The sequence below is a fragment of the Streptomyces sp. NPDC058697 genome (assembly GCF_042715345.1).
Lineage (GTDB): Bacteria > Actinomycetota > Actinomycetes > Streptomycetales > Streptomycetaceae > Streptomyces > Streptomyces liliifuscus.
Genome location: NZ_JBHXSU010000001.1, coordinates 236477 through 248086, shown reverse-complemented (window position 1 = coordinate 248086; position 11610 = coordinate 236477). Strand labels below are relative to the sequence as shown.

The following is an 11610-nucleotide window of genomic DNA, read 5'->3' as shown; positions in this document are numbered from 1 at the left end:
GAGTGACCTGAACCCTAATTGAACTCACTTCTGTAGTCGAGAGGTGTGTCGGTACGAGCTTCGACGGGACTGCTTTCGGCCGGGCGGAGTGGTCCGGATCAGTCGGGGACGAGCACCGTACGCCCCCGTGTGCGGCCGGAGCGCAGTCTGTCGATCGCCTCCGGCGCGCTCGTCAGGGCGAACTCCTCCGTCTCCACCTTCACCACGCCCTTGCGTGCCAGGGCGACGACCTCTTCGAGTTCGGTCCGCGTCCCCCAGAACGGCAGCGAGATCCGGACCCCGGGAGGCAGCGCGCCGGGCTTGCGCACGGTGAGCTCCCCGCCGCCGCTCCCGACGACGGCCAGGTCACCGCCCGCCCGCAGGGCACCGACCGCGAGCTCCAGGCTGGAGCGGCTGCCGACGAAGTCGAGCACGGCGTCCACGCCGACCCCGCCGGCCCGTCGCCGGAGTGCCTCAGCGGTGTCGGGCCGCAGCAGCGTGCCGAAGTGTGCGCCACAGGCGTCGGCCAGCGCGAGCGCCTCCTCGCGTACGTCCACCGCGAGGACCTGCGCCGATGTCGTGGCCCGCAGGATCTGGACTGCCAGATGCCCGAGCCCGCCGACTCCGATGACGGCCACGGTCGCGCTGCTGCTGCCACCGCTGCTGCTACCGCCGCCCCGACTGTCGTCGCCGTCGAGTGGCAGTGACGGCCGGATCCCCGCCACGGCGTGATACGCGGTGAGTCCGGCGTCCGACAGGGGCGCCGCCTGCGTGGCGGGCAGATCGCCCACCGGAACCAGCAGTCGCCCGGACGGTACGAGCAGGTAGTCGGCCATGCCGCCGTCGCGCCCGAGCCCCACTCCCGTACCGGTCCGGACCACGTCGAGCTCCGTGCGGCGGTCGCAGTAGTTCTCCGCACCGGCCGAGCAGCGAGTGCACTGCCCACAGCCCCACGGGCCGTAGACGACCACGCGTTCGCCGACCGCCGGACCGATGGCTCCGGGGCCGCGCTCGGCCACGCGCCCGGCGACCTCGTGCCCGAGAGTGAACGGAGTTCGGTAGGGCAGGGCATCGGGCCTGGCGTCCAGGACGTGGAGGTCGGAGCGGCACACCCCCGCCGCCTCCACCCGGATCAGGACCTCATCCGCCCTGGGTGTCGGGCGTGCCACTTCGGTGAGCACCGGTGGCCCGCCCCAGTGCATCATCCGGACTGCTCTCATCCTGGCTGTTGACATGCGCGAAACGGTAGCAAAAATGAAGTCAGTTCAATATGCAGCTCGGTAGGCGAGCGGAGGCGGGTCAATCCGATGGACGACGAAGACACGCGACTCGGACGCTTCACGGGCAGAGCCGCGCTGGTCACGGGAGCCGGATCCGGCATCGGCGCGGCGGTCGCCCGGCGACTCGCGGCGCAAGGAGCAGTGGTCTTCGCCTCGGACGTCGACGGCTCCGCGGCCGAGGCGGTCGCCAAGGAGCTGCCCGGCGCGAGCCCCGTGACCGTGGACGTCTCGGACGCCGCCCAGGTCGACCGGGTGGTCGAAGAGGTCGTACGGGAGCGCGGGCGCCTGGACGTAGTGGTGCACGCGGCCGGAGTCGACGACCCGGAGGCGAAGCAGTGGATCGCCGACGCGCTGCTCGACGGACGCCCGCCCGACGTCGTCACCCGGCTCGACGGGGCCGCGTGGCGGCGGGTCATGCGGGTCAATCTGGACGGCACCTTCCATGTCCTGCGGGCCGCGCTGCGGGTCATGGCGCCCCACCGGTCCGGTGCGATCGTCACCGTCGGCTCCTCCTCGGCCTTCGACGCTCCGGCCGGCTACCCGCACTACGCGGCCTCGAAGGCCGGTGCGCACGCGTTGAGCCAGGCCGTCGCCAAGGAGGCGATCGCGTTCGGCGTCCGCGTGAACACGGTGGCGCCGGGGCCCACCGACACGGGGATGGCGGCGCGGACGCCCGCCGCGTTGCGGCAGGATCTGGCCGATCCTCGGGTTCGGCCCTACGCGACGGCGGGCGAGATCGCCGATGTCGCGTTGTTTCTGGCGAGTGATGAGGCGGTGAATCTCGTTGGGGCGGTGGTGCTTGCCAATGGGGGGCGATTCACGGTGTGAGGGGTTCGTGGGGGTGTGGATCGGATGATCGCTGCGGGTGCGTCGTGGCTGGTCGCGCAGTTCCCCGCGCCCCTGGAGGGGCGCCCATGGAACCGGAGTTGTTTGGTCTAGGGAGGTCCTTGTGAATCGGGTCGATGTGGATCCGGCGGTTTTGCTGGAGAGCGAGGAGCGGGGTCAACTGCGGGCGGTTCTGCGGGACTTGTTCGCCGAGACCTGTGGGGCCGAAGAGGTACGCAAGCAGGTGGAAGGTCCGCGCGGGTACGACCAGGCGCTCTGGGCTCGGCTCGCCGGGGAGATCGGGGTGCATGGGCTTGCTCTGCCGGAGGAGTACGGCGGTGGGGGGTACACCTTCGCCGAACTCGCCGTGGCTCTGGAGGAGGCCGGGCGTGTGCTGTGTCCCGCGCCGCTGCTGCCGACCGTCGTGCTCGCGGGGCATGCCCTGCTCGGCAGCGGTGATCGGCGGGCCTGCGAGCGCTGGTTGCCCGGGATCGCCTCCGGCGCGGTCACGGCCACGGTCGCCGGGTTCGTACAGGCCGCCGAGGTGACGGCCGAGCGCGGGCCCGACGGCTGGGTGCTGCGTGGGGAGGCCGACTTCGTGCCCGACGGCGAGGGCGCCGATCTGCTGCTGGTGGTGGCCCGGGCGCCGGACGGGGAGCGGCTGTTCGCCTGTGAACCGGCGCCACCGCACGGGACGCACGGCTCGACCTGCGATCGGACGGCCCGCCGCGTCCTCGATCCCACCCGCCGTCAGGCGCTCGTCCGCTTCCGGGGAACGCCGGCCGAACCGGTCGGCGAGCCCGGCCAGGCGCCCGGAATCGTCGACGCCGTCCTCGATGCCGGTCGGGTGGCGCTCGCCGCCGAGCATGTCGGCGGCAGTGCGCATGCCCTGGACGCCACTCTGGAGTACGTCTCGCAACGAACTCAATTCGGTCGTCCAATAGGTTCGTTCCAGGCGGTCAAGCATCGACTGGCCGATCTGCTGGTCGATGTGGAAGGGGCGCGGTCGGCGTCGGCGTACGCGGGCGCCTGCCTGGCGGAGTGGACTCCTGAGTTGCCCGTCGCCGCGAGTGCCGCGGCGGTGGCGTGCACCGGTGCGTACCGCCTCGCCACGACCGAATACGTGCAGCTCCACGGCGGTATCGGCTTCACCTGGGAGCACCCTGCCCATCTGTACGTCCGCCGGGCGCGGGCCGACGAGGCGCTGTTCGGCACGGCCGACGACCACCGGCTGCGATTGGCCGAACTGCTCGGCCTCGTCGGCACTTCGGGCTGAGTGGCGGCTCACGATCCATTGACAGGGGCATCCACTGCCCGCAGAATCGTACTGAATTCAGTTCAGTTTGGAGGAGCTCATGGTAGTCGAAGACGAGATCCAGTTCGAGCGGGACGGTCACGTCGCGCGGGTCTGGCTGAACCGGCCGCACAAGAAGAACTGCGTGACCGTGCCGATCCTCAACCGGCTCGACGAGATCATCACCGAGGTCGACGCCGACCCCGAGCTGCGCGTGCTGGTGCTGCGCGGGCGGGGCAACACCTTCTGCTCCGGGTTCGACCTGGACAGCCTCAAGGCCGACTTCATCGGCAGCTCCACCGCCATCGACGTCGCCGTGCTGTCGGCGAAGATCTGCGACCGGCTCTACTCGATGAAGACGCCGTCCATCGCCGTCCTCGAAGGTCATGTCACCGCGGGCGGCTTCGAGTTGATGATTTCCTGCGACTTCGCGATCGCGGCGGACGACGCCCTGATCGGCGACTTCCACATCCGCCGCGCCCTGTTCGGCGGGGCCGGACCCATCTACCGGGTGCCGCGCATGATCGGCATCCGCAAGACCAAGGAGCTGATGCTCACCGGCAAGCTGCTCACCGGGGTCGAGGCCGCGGAGTTCGGGCTCATCAACTCCTCCGCGCCGGCGGACAAGCTGGACGCCACGGTCGAGGAGTTCTCCGACCAGCTGGTCGACAAGAGCCCGTTCACCATGTGGATCACCAAGATGACCATCGACCGCAGCCTCGACGCCGACATCCAGTCGCTGATGGTCATGGAGCACCTCGCGGTCGGCGTGATGCTCAACTCCGAGGACGCGGCGGAGGGTGTGGCGGCCTTCCTGGAGAAGCGGGAACCGCAGTGGAAGGGACGCTGAGCACCACGGCGGACCCCGGGAGCCGGCTCCGCGGCTCCCGGTGCGCCGGCTGCGCGGTGGCCGTCCACCCCGCCGACCCGGCGTGCCCGCGCTGCGGGGGACCGGCCGAGGAGGTCGTTCTCTCCGGTACGGGCACGCTGTGGACGTGGACCGTACAGCGGTACGCGCCCAAGTCGCCGCCGTACGCCGTCCCCACCGCCGGATTCGAGCCGTTCGCCGTGGGCTATATCGAACTGCCGGAGGGCGTACGGGTGTTGGCGGTGCTCGACATCCGGCCCGAGGACGCGAGGATCGGCATGCCGCTGAGCCTCGCGGCGGGGGACGGCGTGCCCAGGGCCGTGGGAGTCACCGCGTGAGCGCCGAAGAGGTGCTGGTCTGCGGCGCCGGAATCACCTCCTTCGCCCGTACGGAGGACGACGGCAGGCAACTCGCCGTACGGGCCGTCCGATCCGCGCTGGCCGACGCCGGGCTGCCCTGGTCCCGGGTGCGGGCGGCCTTCGGCGGCAGCGACGCGGCGGGCAACGCCGACACACTTGTCAGCGAACTCGGCCTGACCGGCGTGCCGTTCATCAATGTGCGCAACGGCTGTGCCACGGGTGGCAGTGCCCTCGTGTCGGCCGTGGGCGCGATCCGCTCCGGCGCGGCGGACGTCGCCCTCGCCGTCGGCTTCGACAAACACCCGCGCGGCGCCTTCGACCCGCGGGCCGCCGACTGGGGGCTCGACGAGGCCTACGGGCGCGACGGGCTCATGGTCACCACCCAGTTCTTCGCCATGAAGATCCAGCGGTACATGCACGACCACGGCATCAGCGCCCGCACTCTCGCACTGGTCGCCGAGAAGGCGTACGCCAACGGGGTCCGCAACCCCCACGCCTGGCGCCGCAAGCCGGTCGACGCGGACGAGATCCTGGCGTCCGGCATGGTCAACGACCCGCTGACCCGGTACATGTTCTGCTCACCCGGACAGGGCGCGGTCGCCCTGATCCTGTGCAACCGCGCGGTCGCCGACGAACTGGACGGCACCCCGGTCGCACTGCGGGCGGCGGTCGTACGGACCCGGCGGTTCGGCTCCTTCGAGGTGTTCAGCCCCTGGGCGCCGCCCGGGACGCCGACCAGCGTGAGCGCGGACGCGGCCCGACTGGCCTTCGAGGAGGCGGGGCTGGGCCCGGGCGACATCGACGTGTGCCAGCTCCAGGACACCGAGAGCGGTGCCGAGGTGATGCACATGGCCGAGTGCGGGTTCTGCGAACACGGCGAGCAGGAGCGGCTGATCCCCTCCGGCGCGACCGCGATCGGCGGCGCGCTGCCGGTCAACACCGACGGCGGCTGTATCGCCAACGGCGAGCCCATCGGTGCCTCCGGCCTCCGCCAAGTCCACGAGATCGTCCAGCAGTTGCGGGGCCGGGCGGGCGAGCGGCAGGTGCCGGGGGAGCCGTCGACCGGCTTCACACACGTCTACGGGGCACCGGGCGTCAGCGCCTGCACCGTGCTGACCCGTTGACCCCGGGACCTGGTGCTCCGGCTGACCGACCCGACCGACCGACCCGACTCACCGACCCGATCGTCGAAGGGAGGACCATGAGCGAGATCCCCGAACCCGAGGAGTTCCGTGCCGAGGCCCGGCGCTGGCTGGCCGGCACGGCGGAGACACGCGCCGCACGCCAGGACTGGGGCATCGGCGACGACTCGGTGGCCGTCTTCGAGAACTGGACCGAGACCGAGGAACGCGCACACACCGAGCGGATACGGGACTGGGAGCGCACCCGGTACGACCGGGGGTGGGGCGCGCTCGACTGGCCGCCGGAGTACGGGGGACGCGAACTGCCCTCGTACTACGAGCAGTTGTACCGGACCGAGGAGGCCGCCTTCGATGTGCCCCGGCGCACCGAGGTCTTCCCGGTCACCCAGCAGCTCGTCGCCCCCGCGATCCGCATCTGGGGCACCGACGAACAGAAGGCTCGCTGGCTGCGCCCCATGCTCCGCACGGACGAACTCGCCTGCCAGCTCTTCTCCGAGACGGAGGCAGGTTCCGACCTCGCCGCCGTCCGCACGCGAGCGGTAAGAGAAGGGGACGGCTGGCTGCTGCGCGGCCACAAGGTCTGGACGTCCGGCGCCCGCGTGGCCACCTGGGGCGTCGCCGTCTGCCGCACCGACCCGGACGTGCCCAAGCATGCGGGCATCACGGTCTTCCTGGTCCGGATGGACGCGCCCGGCGTGACCGTGCGGCCCATCCGGCAGATGACCGGCGGCTCCAGCTTCAACGAGGTCTATCTCGACGACGTGTTCGTACCGGACGCCGACCGGCTCGGCCCGGTCGGGCAGGGCTGGCGGGTGACGCTCACCGTGCTCGCGGCCGAGCGGCTGGACTCCGGAGGCCTCGGACTGGACAACGCCGACCGTGCCCTCCACCTCGCCCGCAGACTGCCCCGCCCGCTCACCGGTGGTGAACGGCAGCAGGCGGCCGACCTGTTCGTCCGCACCCTCGTTCAGCGACTCATCGGACTGCGTGTCACGGCAGCCGTGGCCGCCGGCCGCGAACCGGGCGCGGAGGCCTCCGTCGGCAAGCTCCACGCCACCGCGACCATGCGGGCCACCACCGACCTCGTACAGCAGCTGCTCGGGCCGCGGCTGGCCGCCGACACGGGGGAGTGGGGCACGTTCGCCTGGACCGAGCACCTGCTCGGCGCCCCGGGATATCGCATCGCCGGCGGCAGCGACGAGATCCAGCGCACCATCCTGGCCGAGCGGGTGCTCGGACTGCCCAAGGAGCCGAAAGGGGCGGGGAGTTGAGTACAGCGACCGACGTGACGGCACTCGCCGGACGAGTGCGCGAGCGGCTCGCCGCCCGGCATCCGGACGTGCCCTTCGGCGAGTTGCGCACCCTGCCCGGCGGCCACTCGGGGCTCACCTACTCGATAGCGGCGGGATCGGACTCGTACGTCGTGAAGGCGGTACCGCCGGGGCAGCGGCCCGTCGGTCGCAACGACGTACTCCGTCAGGCCAGGGTGCTGCGCGCCCTCACCGGATCACTGGTCCCGGTACCGGCCGTGGTCGCCGTCGACGAGCGGGAACCGGCCTGGTTCGCCATGGAGTTCGTGGAGGGCGAGGCCGTCGAGCCGGTCCTGGACGAGCACCGGCTTGACCCGGGCCTGTGCCGGACACGGATGCTGGCCCTGGCCGGAGTCCTGAGGGAGCTGCACGGTACGAAGACCGAGGTGACCTCGGAACTTCTCGACCCGGCAGGCGAGTTGGAGCGATGGGGACGCACCATGCGGGCCGTGCCGGAGAAACTCCGGCCAGGTGCGGAGGAGTTGCTGAGCCGCCTCGCCTCCATGGTCCCGGACGGCATGCCACCCACCCTGACCCACGGCGACTTCCGGCTCGGCAACGTGCTGTGCCGGGGCGAGCGGCCCGCGGCCGTCGTCGACTGGGAGATCTGGGGTCTCGGAGACCCTCGCATCGACCTCGGCTGGTTCCTTCTCTTCGCCGACCACCGGAACTTCCCTCGGCTGGGCCGACCGGTCCCTGGCCTGCCCACCGAGGAGGAGCTGCTCGCCGCCTACGCGGGCGGCCGCAGCGAACTCCCCGACCTCGCCTGGTTCCGTGCCCTGGCCCGCACCAAGATGGCCGCGATCATGGGCCACAACCTGCGCAGGCACCGCGAAGGCAAGCACCACGACCCCGACCAGGAGCGGTTGCCGCCGACCATCGCGGCGATGATCCGCACCGCGCTCGACATCCTCGCGCAACGGTCTTGAAGGAGTACCACCATGGATTTCGGACTCTCCCCGAGGACCGACGAACTCCGCTCGCGCATGGCCGCGTTCATGGACGAGTACGTCCTTCCCGCCGAGCCCGTGTACGACCGGCAGCTGGCCCAGGCGGGCAATCCCCATGAACTGCCCCCGATCATGTGCGAGTTGAAGGAGAAGGCGCGCGCCGAGGGGCTGTGGAACCTCTTCCTCGCACACGGTGACTGGGGCGCCGGCCTGACGAACCTCGAATACGCGCCGCTCGCCGAGCTGGCCGGACGGTCGGTCATCGGCCCCGAGGTGTTCAACTGCTCGGCCCCGGACACCGGCAACATGGAACTGCTCGCCCTGTTCGGCACACCGGAGCAACAGGACCGCTGGCTGCGGCCGTTGCTCGCGGCCGAGATCCGGTCGTGCTTCGCCATGACCGAGCCGGAGGTCGCCAGCTCCGACGCACGCAACATCCGCACCCGGATCACCCGCGACGGCGATGAGTACGTCGTCAACGGCCACAAGTGGTACACGTCCGGGATCCTCGACCCGGACTGCCGGCTGATCATCCTCATGGGCGTGACCGACCCGGACGCGCCCACGTACCGGCAGCAGAGCATGCTGCTGATCCCGCGCGAGACTCCCGGCATCACCGTCCTGCGCGATCTGCCGATGTTCGGCTACACCGACCGCTGCGGCCACGGCGATGTCCTCTTCGAGGACGTACGGGTGCCCGTGTCCTGCCTGTTGGGCGGTGAGGGAGAGGGGTTCGCCCTCGCCCAGGGCCGGTTGGGGCCCGGACGCATGCACTACGCCATGCGCGCCGTCGGATTCGCCGAGCGGGCCCTGGAGTTGATGTGCCGCCGGACCCTGACCCGTACGGCCTTCGGTGGCGCTCTCGCCGAACAGGGTGTCGTCCGCGAGTGGATCGCCCGCAGCCGGATCGAGATCGAGCAACTGCGGCTGCTGGTCCTCAAGTCCGCCTGGCTCATGGACACGTCCGGCAACGCGGCCGCCCGTACCGAGGTCGCCGCCATCAAGGTGGCCGCGCTGGAGGTCGCCCATCGGGTGGTCGACCGGGCGGTCCAGGCACACGGGGCAGCGGGGGTCAGCGACGACACCGTACTGGCGCGGCTGTTCGCCATCACCCGGGCGCTGAAGATCGCCGACGGGCCCGACGAGGTGCATCTGCGGACCGTGGCACGCCGTGAACTGACCAAGTACCGCGAGGAGTCGGCATGAGCGGACACACACTGGACGGCCGCGTCGCCGTGATCACCGGTGGTTCCCGGGGCATCGGCCTGGGCATCGCCAAGGCGTACCGGGAGGCGGGGGCCCATGTGGTGATCGCCGCCCGCAAACCGGACGGACTCGCCGTCGCACGCGAGGAGTTGCTCCGGGTCAAGGGCGACGGCGAGGTGCACGAGGTGGTCGCCAACGCCGGGGAAACGGACGACGCCGAGCGCTGTGCCGAGGAGACCATGGCACGGTTCGGTCGCCTCGACATCCTGGTCAACAACGCGGCCACCAACCCGTACATGGGCGATCTGCTCGACCTCGACCTCCCGCGCGCGGAGAAGACCGTACGGGTCAATCAGTACGGCATGATCGCCTGGACCCGGTGCGCCTGGCGGGCGTGGATGGCGGAGCACGGGGGAGCGGTGGTCAACATCGCCTCCGTCGGCGGGCTGATCGTCGATCCGCACATCGGCTGGTACAACGCCACCAAGGCGGCGATGCTCCACATGACCCGGCAGCTGGCGTACGAACTCGGGCCGCGGGCGCGGGTGAACGCGATCGCGCCCGGGCTGATCAAGACCGAGCTGGCGAGGGCCGTCTGGGAACCGAGGGAGCCGATCCTCACCGCGAAACTGCCGCTGCGCAGGCTGGGGACGGTGGAGGACGTGGCGAACGCCGCGGTTTTCCTCGCCTCCGAGGCGTCGGCGTGGATGACCGGCCAGACACTCGTCCTGGACGGCGGGGCGACCGTGCTGCCGATCGGGGTGGACGCATGACGACGGCCTCCCCGACCAACCGGGACACGGAACTCTTCTCGCTGCACGGCCGGACGGCTGTCGTCACCGGGGCCTCCTCGGGGCTCGGGGCCCGGTTCGCGACCGTCCTGGCCGCCGCCGGCGCCACGGTGTTCGCCGCGGCCCGCAGACCCGACCGGCTGAAGGAACTGGCCGACGACGATCCGCGCATCCACCCCGTCGTCTGCGACGTCTCCCGGGAGCCGGACCGCGTGCGACTGGCCGAGACCGTGCTGGCGGCCGTTGGACGCTTCGACATCCTCGTCAACAACGCGGGGGCGCCCGGAGCGGTACGGGCAGAGGACGAGAGCGCCGACGACTTCGCGGACGTACTGGCCGTGAACCTCGTGGCCGCCTTCCACCTCGCCCGACTGCTGGCCGAGGCACCCTCCTCCGGTCGTACGCGATCCATCGTGAACGTCTCGTCCGTCCTCGGGCTGGTCTCCGGTGCCCCGATGGGCGGTGCCGCCTACGCCGCCTCGAAGGCCGGACTCGTCGGGCTGACCCGCGAATTGGCCGGTCAGTGGGGGCAGTCGGGGATTCGCGTCAATGCTCTGGCGCCCGGCTGGTTCCGCACCGAGATGACCCACGAGTTGTTCGCGGACGAGCGGTCCCGGCGGTGGGTCGAGCGCGGCACGATGCTGGGCCGGGGCGGTGAACAGGGCGAACTGGACGGGGCGTTGCTCTATCTGGCCTCGGACGCGTCCTCGTACTGCACCGGACAGGTGCTCACCGTGGACGGCGGATGGACGGCGCGATGAGGGTGACGGTCGAAGTCGACGGTGACGGGGTGGCGCGCGTCGAGATGTGCCGTGGGGACGGCAACGCGATCGACCTGGCGATGGCCGGGGCGCTGCTGGAGGCCGCGCGGGAGTGCGAGCGGGCGGGAGCGCGGGCCGTGCTGCTCACCGGGCAGGGTCGGCACTTCTGTGTCGGAGGCGACCTGAGGGAGTTCGCGGCCCTCTCCGGTGACCGGCTGGTCGCACACCTCACCGAGGTCACCGACGCGCTGCACGGAGCGCTGCGGATCCTCGCCGGTCTTGACGCGCCCCTGGTGACGGCCGTGCAGGGGAGTGCGGCGGGGGCCGGGCTGGGGCTCGCCGCGGCCGCCGACCTGTGCTTCGCGGCCTCGGACGCCGGCTTCACGGCCGCGTACACCGGAATCGGCTACTCACCGGACGCCGGGGTCAGCTGGTCGCTGCCCCGGCTCGTCGGACCGAGGCGGGCGATGGACCTGCTGCTTACCAACCGCCGGATCCCGGCCGCCGAGGCCCTGGAGATGGGCCTGGTGAGCAGAGTCGTCGCGCCGGAGCGGCTGTACGAGGAGGCCGCCGAGGCCGCGGGCGCGCTGGCACGCGGGGCCACGGGCGCGTACGGGGCGACGCGGCGGCTGGTCGCCGGGGCGCTGTCGGCGGGGTTCGGCGAACACCTCGACGCGGAGGCCCGCCAACTGGCCGCCGCCGCGGTCTCCGCCGAGGGGCGGGAGGGCGTGGCCGCGTTCCTCGCCAAGCGCCGGCCCGACTTCACGCACGCCCCGGTCCCATGAGCACCGGGGTCGGGCCGGTCGCCCCTCTTTCGTTCACAATCCGCTCTCCATTCGCAACCG

At 71.4% G+C, this 11610-nt stretch carries 12 protein-coding genes; 11 read left to right on the top strand and 1 reads right to left on the bottom strand.

Annotated elements, in window-relative coordinates:
• Positions 1 to 98: 98 nt before the first annotated feature.
• Positions 99 to 1199, bottom strand: a complete 1101-nt coding sequence (locus tag ACFWXQ_RS01100) for an NAD(P)-dependent alcohol dehydrogenase (RefSeq protein ID WP_383943843.1) — start codon at positions 1197 to 1199, stop codon at positions 99 to 101.
• 87 nt (positions 1200 to 1286) lie between these two features.
• Here ACFWXQ_RS01100 and ACFWXQ_RS01095 point away from each other — a divergent pair, with 87 nt between their 5' ends.
• The 11 genes from ACFWXQ_RS01095 (at position 1287) to ACFWXQ_RS01045 (ending at position 11550) form a co-directional block, all read left to right on the top strand.
• Positions 1287 to 2087 (top strand): SDR family NAD(P)-dependent oxidoreductase, encoded by an 801-nt coding sequence (locus ACFWXQ_RS01095; RefSeq protein ID WP_383943748.1) that lies wholly within the window; start codon positions 1287 to 1289, stop codon positions 2085 to 2087.
• Positions 2088 to 2208: 121 nt separating this feature from the next.
• On the top strand, positions 2209 to 3360 hold the full coding sequence (locus ACFWXQ_RS01090) for an acyl-CoA dehydrogenase family protein (protein ID WP_383943751.1): 1152 nt from the start codon (positions 2209 to 2211) through the stop codon (positions 3358 to 3360).
• 79 nt (positions 3361 to 3439) lie between these two features.
• Positions 3440 to 4228 (top strand): enoyl-CoA hydratase/isomerase family protein, encoded by a 789-nt coding sequence (locus ACFWXQ_RS01085; protein ID WP_383943754.1) that lies wholly within the window; start codon positions 3440 to 3442, stop codon positions 4226 to 4228.
• Positions 4213 to 4584: a Zn-ribbon domain-containing OB-fold protein gene (locus ACFWXQ_RS01080; RefSeq protein ID WP_383943757.1), complete on the top strand. Its 372-nt coding sequence runs from the start codon at positions 4213 to 4215 to the stop codon at positions 4582 to 4584. Before ACFWXQ_RS01085 ends, ACFWXQ_RS01080 begins: the two co-directional genes overlap by 16 nt.
• Entirely contained in the window at positions 4581 to 5729 is a 1149-nt protein-coding gene (locus ACFWXQ_RS01075) for a thiolase family protein (protein ID WP_383943760.1), read from the top strand. Before ACFWXQ_RS01080 ends, ACFWXQ_RS01075 begins: the two co-directional genes overlap by 4 nt.
• Positions 5730 to 5806: 77 nt before the next feature.
• Complete coding sequence (locus ACFWXQ_RS01070; protein WP_383943763.1) at positions 5807 to 7018, top strand: acyl-CoA dehydrogenase family protein; 1212 nt, start codon at positions 5807 to 5809, stop codon at positions 7016 to 7018.
• Positions 7015 to 7986 (top strand): phosphotransferase family protein, encoded by a 972-nt coding sequence (locus tag ACFWXQ_RS01065; RefSeq protein WP_383943766.1) that lies wholly within the window; start codon positions 7015 to 7017, stop codon positions 7984 to 7986. The genes ACFWXQ_RS01070 and ACFWXQ_RS01065 overlap by 4 nt, the downstream gene beginning before the upstream one ends.
• Before the next feature lie 12 nt (positions 7987 to 7998).
• Entirely contained in the window at positions 7999 to 9213 is a 1215-nt protein-coding gene (locus ACFWXQ_RS01060; protein ID WP_383943769.1) for an acyl-CoA dehydrogenase family protein, read from the top strand.
• Positions 9210 to 9986 carry an SDR family oxidoreductase gene (locus ACFWXQ_RS01055; RefSeq protein ID WP_383943772.1) on the top strand — a complete coding sequence of 259 codons (777 nt, stop codon included), beginning with the start codon at positions 9210 to 9212 and terminating at the stop codon, positions 9984 to 9986. Before ACFWXQ_RS01060 ends, ACFWXQ_RS01055 begins: the two co-directional genes overlap by 4 nt.
• The gene (locus ACFWXQ_RS01050) at positions 9983 to 10765 is read left to right on the top strand and encodes an SDR family NAD(P)-dependent oxidoreductase (RefSeq protein ID WP_383943775.1); all 783 of its coding nucleotides are present in this window, start codon (positions 9983 to 9985) and stop codon (positions 10763 to 10765) included. Before ACFWXQ_RS01055 ends, ACFWXQ_RS01050 begins: the two co-directional genes overlap by 4 nt.
• Positions 10762 to 11550 carry an enoyl-CoA hydratase/isomerase family protein gene (locus ACFWXQ_RS01045; protein ID WP_383943778.1) on the top strand — a complete coding sequence of 263 codons (789 nt, stop codon included), beginning with the start codon at positions 10762 to 10764 and terminating at the stop codon, positions 11548 to 11550. The genes ACFWXQ_RS01050 and ACFWXQ_RS01045 overlap by 4 nt, the downstream gene beginning before the upstream one ends.
• Positions 11551 to 11610: the final 60 nt, after the last annotated feature.